Origin of the sequence: Dietzia sp. DQ11-71 (assembly GCF_014144995.1) — a bacterium.
Taxonomy (GTDB): domain Bacteria; phylum Actinomycetota; class Actinomycetes; order Mycobacteriales; family Mycobacteriaceae; genus Dietzia; species Dietzia kunjamensis.
In genome coordinates, this window is the sequence record NZ_JAALDT010000358.1 from 1 (window position 1) to 4,643 (window position 4,643).

Genomic DNA, 4,643 nt, shown 5'->3' on the forward strand with positions numbered 1-4,643 from the left:
CCTGCCCGCACCGCGGTGCGCGCGAGACGCCATGGCGGCGGGCGGCTGCGAAATGCCGCCTGCGCGGCCTCAGCGCGGTCGGCCCGCCTGGCACGTCGGGCACCAGAAGAGCGTCCGGGCGTCCATCGTCTGCAGGGCGATCTCGTCCCCGCACACCCGGCACGCCCAGCCGTCGCGCTGGTAGACGTAATTGCGCGGTCGATCGGCTCCCCGGCGGGGTACGTCGCCGTGGTCGTGCTCGGGACGGATCGTGTGGATGGCGCCGGTCTCCACCCCGACCTCCATCAGCGTCACGAGGTCGTCCCAGAGCGCCCGGAACTCCCCCTCGCGCAGCTCCACCCCGGGGAGGAACGGGCTGATCCCGTGCCGGAAGAGCACCTCGGCGCGGTAGACGTTGCCGACCCCGGCCAGCACCTTCTGGTCCATGAGCAGCGCACCGATCGTCCGCGCGCTACGACTGATCCGCGCCCACGCCCGATCGGGATCGGCCGCGGGGTCCAGCGGGTCCGGGCCCAGCCGATCTCGTACGTCTGCGACGCCCGCCTCGGCGATCACCTCGCAGCGGGTCGGGCCGCGCAGGTCGACGACGTGGGCGGGCCCGTCCCCCGCCGTCGCGCCCACCCGCATCCGCACCTGCCCGACCGGGGCGGGCGGGTCCTGCCCCTCGGGGACGAGGTGCGTGTCGAAGAACCCGTACAACCCCAGGTGGACGTGGACCGCGAGGCCGCCCTCGTAGTGGTGGAAGAGGTGCTTGCCGACGGCCGTCGCGCGGTCGAAGTACCGGCCGTCGACGCTGACGTGGTCGGCGAACCGCCCCTGCGGGCTGGACACACGAACGGGCCCGCCTGCGAAGTACTCGGTGTGCAGGCGGGCCAGCCGGTGAAGGGTGTGCCCTTCAGGCACGGGGACTCAGGCGCCGGGGACGGCCGGGGCCTCGTGGGTGGCCTCGTACTCGGCGAGGATGTCGATGCGCCGCTGATGACGCTCGACCCCCGACCACTCCTGGTCGAGGAAGGCGTCGACGATCGCGAGCGCCTCCTCCTCCGAGTGCATGCGGCCCCCGATGCCGATGAGCTGGGCGTTGTTGTGCTCACGCGCCAGCCGCGCGGTCTCGACGCTCCACGCCAGGGCGCAGCGGGCGCCGGGGACCTTGTTGGCCGCGATCTGCTCGCCGTTGCCGGAGCCGCCGAGCACGATCCCGAGGCTGCCCGGGTCCGCGACGACCTTGGCTGCCGCGTCGATGCAGAAGGCCGGGTAGTCGTCCTCGGCGTCGTAGGTGTGGGCGCCGCAGTCGACCACCTCGTGCCCGGAGGCCTTCAGGTGCTCGGCGATGGCGTTCTTGGTCTCGAAGCCGGCGTGGTCCGCCCCCAGGTAGATGCGCATGACGGAGATTCTGCCACGCGACTCCACGGATCCCCACGGCAGGCGAGGCCGGGCGAGAGCCGCCCAGCCGACCACAGCCGCGCGCGATCTCAGTCGAACTGCGGGTCCTCGGTACGGCTTCGCTTGAGCTCGAAGAAGTACGGGTAGTCGGCGAGCATGGCGGCGCCGTCGAAGACCTTGCCGGCGTCCTCGCCTCGCGGGATGCGGGTGAGGACGGGACCGAAGAACGCGGTGCCGTCGACGTGGAGGACCGGGGTCCCGACCTCGTCGCCCACCGGGTCCATGCCACGGTGGTGGGAGGCGCGCAGCTCGTCGTCGTACTCGTCGGTCCCCGCGGCGGCGGCGAGGTCGGCGTCCAGGCCTGCAGCCTGGAGCGCCTCGGTGATCACGGTGGGGTCCTCGATGCCGCGGCCCTGATCGTGGATGCGGGTGCCCAACTCGGTGTACAGCGTCTTGAGGACCTCCGGACCGTGGAGCTTCGCCGCGGCGATGGCCACGCGCACCGGCCCCCAGCCGCGCTGCATCAGTGCCGTGTAGTCCTCGGGCAGGTCGCGACCCTCGTTGAGCACGGACAGGCTCATGACGTTCCACGTCAGAGAGATGTCGCGGACCTTCTCCACCTCGAGGATCCAGCGGCTGGTGACCCACGCGAACGGACACAGCGGGTCGAACCAGAAGTCGACGGAGCGGGTGGCGGACCGGGTAGTTGATGTCATGACCCCATCCTCCCCGTCTCCGGCGGCCGCCGCCACTGCGGCCGCCTCGGCTCCCCGCCGGGTGGTAGGACTGGTGCGGTAGCCGAACCCCCCACCGAACCGAGGTCCTCACCGATGCGCTCGCTCAACCTCACCCGCGCCGACGCCGCCGCCCGGTCGGAACTGCTCGCCGTCGAGTCGTACGACGTGGAGATCGATCTCACCGACGGCCACGGCAGTCCCGGGACCGACACCTTCCGTTCGCGCACCGTGGTGCGGTTCTCCTGCTCGCGTCCGGGTGCGGAGACCTTCATCGACCTCCGCGCGGCCGTGATCCGGTCGGCGACCCTGAACGGCCGGAAACTGTTCCCGGCCCCCGGCGACGAGCGGTACGACGACGAGGACGGCATCACCCTGCCCGACCTGCAGGAGAACAATGAGCTGATCGTGGACGCCGATCTGGCGTACACCACCACCGGTGAGGGCCTGCACCGGATGGTCGACCCGGCCGACGGGGAGGTCTATCTCTACTCGCAGTTCGAGACGGCGGACGCCAAGCGGGTGTTCGCCTGCTTCGACCAGCCCGACCTCAAAGCCCGCTACACCCTGACGGTGACCGCGCCCGAGCAGTGGGTGGTGGTGGCCAACACCCCGGCCCAGGAGTCCCCGGCCCCCGGCGGTGGCGTGGTGCACCGCTTCGCCCCCACCGAGATCATGTCGACGTACCTCGTCGCCCTCATCGCGGGCCCGTACCACGTGGTGGAGGACGCCTACACCGACGAGCACGGCACCATTCCTCTACGCCTGCTGTGCCGGGCGTCGCTGGCGGAGTTCCTCGACTCGGAACGCCTGTTCGCCGAGACCAAGGAGGGCTTCGGCTTCTACCACCGTGAGTTCGGCCTGCCGTACGCGTTCGGCAAGTACGACCAGATATTCGTCCCAGAGTTCAACGCCGGTGCCATGGAGAACGCCGGTGCCGTGACGTTCCTCGAGGACTACGTCTTCCGCTCCCGGGCCACCGGCTACCGCTACGAACGGCGCAACGAGACGATCCTGCACGAGATGGCCCACATGTGGTTCGGCGATCTGGTGACCATGTTCTGGTGGGACGACCTGTGGCTCAACGAATCCTTCGCCACGTTCGCCTCGGTGCTGGCCCAGGTCGACGCGACGCAGTACACGGACGCCTGGACGACCTTCGCGATCGTGGAGAAGTCGTGGGCGTACCGCCAGGACCAGCTGCCCTCCACACACCCCGTCGCCGCGGACATGACCGACCTGGAGACGGTGGAGACGAACTTCGACGGGATCACCTACGCCAAGGGCGCCTCGGTACTCAAGCAGCTCGTAGCCTATGTCGGTCGCGAGCCGTTCCTGGCCGGTCTGCGCGCGTACTTCGCCGACCACGCCTTCGGTAACGCCCGGTTCGACGACCTGCTCTCCGCACTGGAGGCATCGTCGGGGCGCGACCTGTCGGGCTGGGCCGACCAGTGGCTGCGCACGACCGGCATCAACCCGATCTCCGTCGAGGTCACGACAGGTGGCGACTCCCGCACGATCGACGACCTCACCGTGGTCCAGGGCCCGGCGTCCCCGGGCGCCGGCGAGCTGCGCACCCACCGGCTCGGCGTGGGCCTGTACAGCCGCGACGGGTCCGGTGCGATCGTGCGCACCGAACGGGCCGAGCTGGACATCTCCGGCGAGCGGACGCCCGTCGCCTCGCTCGCCGGGCAGCACGTGCCCGATCTGATCCTGCCCAACGACGACGACCTGACCTACTGCTCGGTCCGGCTCGACGAGCGGTCCCTGGCCACCGTCCTGGAGTCGCTCGAGGACGTCGCGGACCCGCTGGCGCGGACGCTGTGCTGGTCCGCACTGTGGGAGATGACGCGGGAGGGGCGCCTGCCGGCCCGCCGGTTCGTCGAGGTCGTGGCCCGGGCCGTGCCGCGTGAGTCCCACATCGGCGTGGTGCAGAGGGTGCTCACCCAGGCCCAGACAGCCCTGGCCCGGTACGCCGACCCGGACTGGGCCGCCGCCACCGGCTGGAAGACGTTCTCCGCGGCCATGCTCACCGCGGCCCGCGACGCCGAGGCGGGGTCCGATCACCAGCTGGCGTTCCTCACCGCCCTGTGCGCCTGCCCCATCGGTGTCGATCAGGGGCGCGTGCTCGCCACGCTCCTCGACGCCGGAGCCGACGAGGCGGGACTGCCCGGCCTCGTCGTCGACACGGACCTACGCTGGACCGTGCTCACCGCGCTGGTCGCCGCCGGCGCCGCGGACACCGACCGCATCGAGGCGGAACTGGCCACCGACGACACCGCCGGCGGAGCCCGGCGGGCCGCCACCGCGCGTGCCGCCCGCCCCACCGTCGGAGCCAAGGAGGAGGCCGAGCAGCTGCTGCTGGAGACCGGTGCCGACGCCCCCACCAACGCGATCGTGCGCGCCACGCTCCTGGGTGTCGACCTGCCCGGTCAGGAGCACCTGCTCACCGGCCTCTGCGAGCGCTACCTGGACGACGTCACTGCGCTGTGGAGGGCACGACCCGGCGATCTCGCCCAGACCGTC

The 4,643-nt window shown here is 71.3% G+C and carries 4 protein-coding genes; 1 reads left to right on the forward strand and 3 read right to left on the reverse strand.

The window, feature by feature from the left end:
* Positions 1–69: 69 nt before the first annotated feature.
* The 3 genes from G6023_RS12520 to G6023_RS12530 all read right to left on the reverse strand — a co-directional run bounded on the left by G6023_RS12520 (position 70) and on the right by G6023_RS12530 (position 2,099).
* A complete protein-coding gene (locus G6023_RS12520; protein WP_096905798.1) occupies positions 70–903 on the reverse strand; it encodes an Fpg/Nei family DNA glycosylase in 834 nt (277 codons plus the stop codon).
* A 6-nt stretch (positions 904–909) separates the two neighbouring features.
* Positions 910–1,383, reverse strand: a complete 474-nt coding sequence (locus tag G6023_RS12525) for a ribose-5-phosphate isomerase (RefSeq protein WP_182635794.1) — start codon at positions 1,381–1,383, stop codon at positions 910–912.
* An 89-nt stretch (positions 1,384–1,472) separates the two neighbouring features.
* The gene (locus tag G6023_RS12530; protein WP_182635797.1) at positions 1,473–2,099 is read right to left on the reverse strand and encodes a mycothiol-dependent nitroreductase Rv2466c family protein; all 627 of its coding nucleotides are present in this window, start codon (positions 2,097–2,099) and stop codon (positions 1,473–1,475) included.
* Between the two features lie 114 nt (positions 2,100–2,213).
* Between G6023_RS12530 and pepN the strand changes: the two genes are divergently transcribed.
* The coding region (gene pepN / locus G6023_RS12535; RefSeq protein ID WP_182635799.1) for an aminopeptidase N at positions 2,214–4,643 on the forward strand (2,430 nt) is incomplete at its 3' end.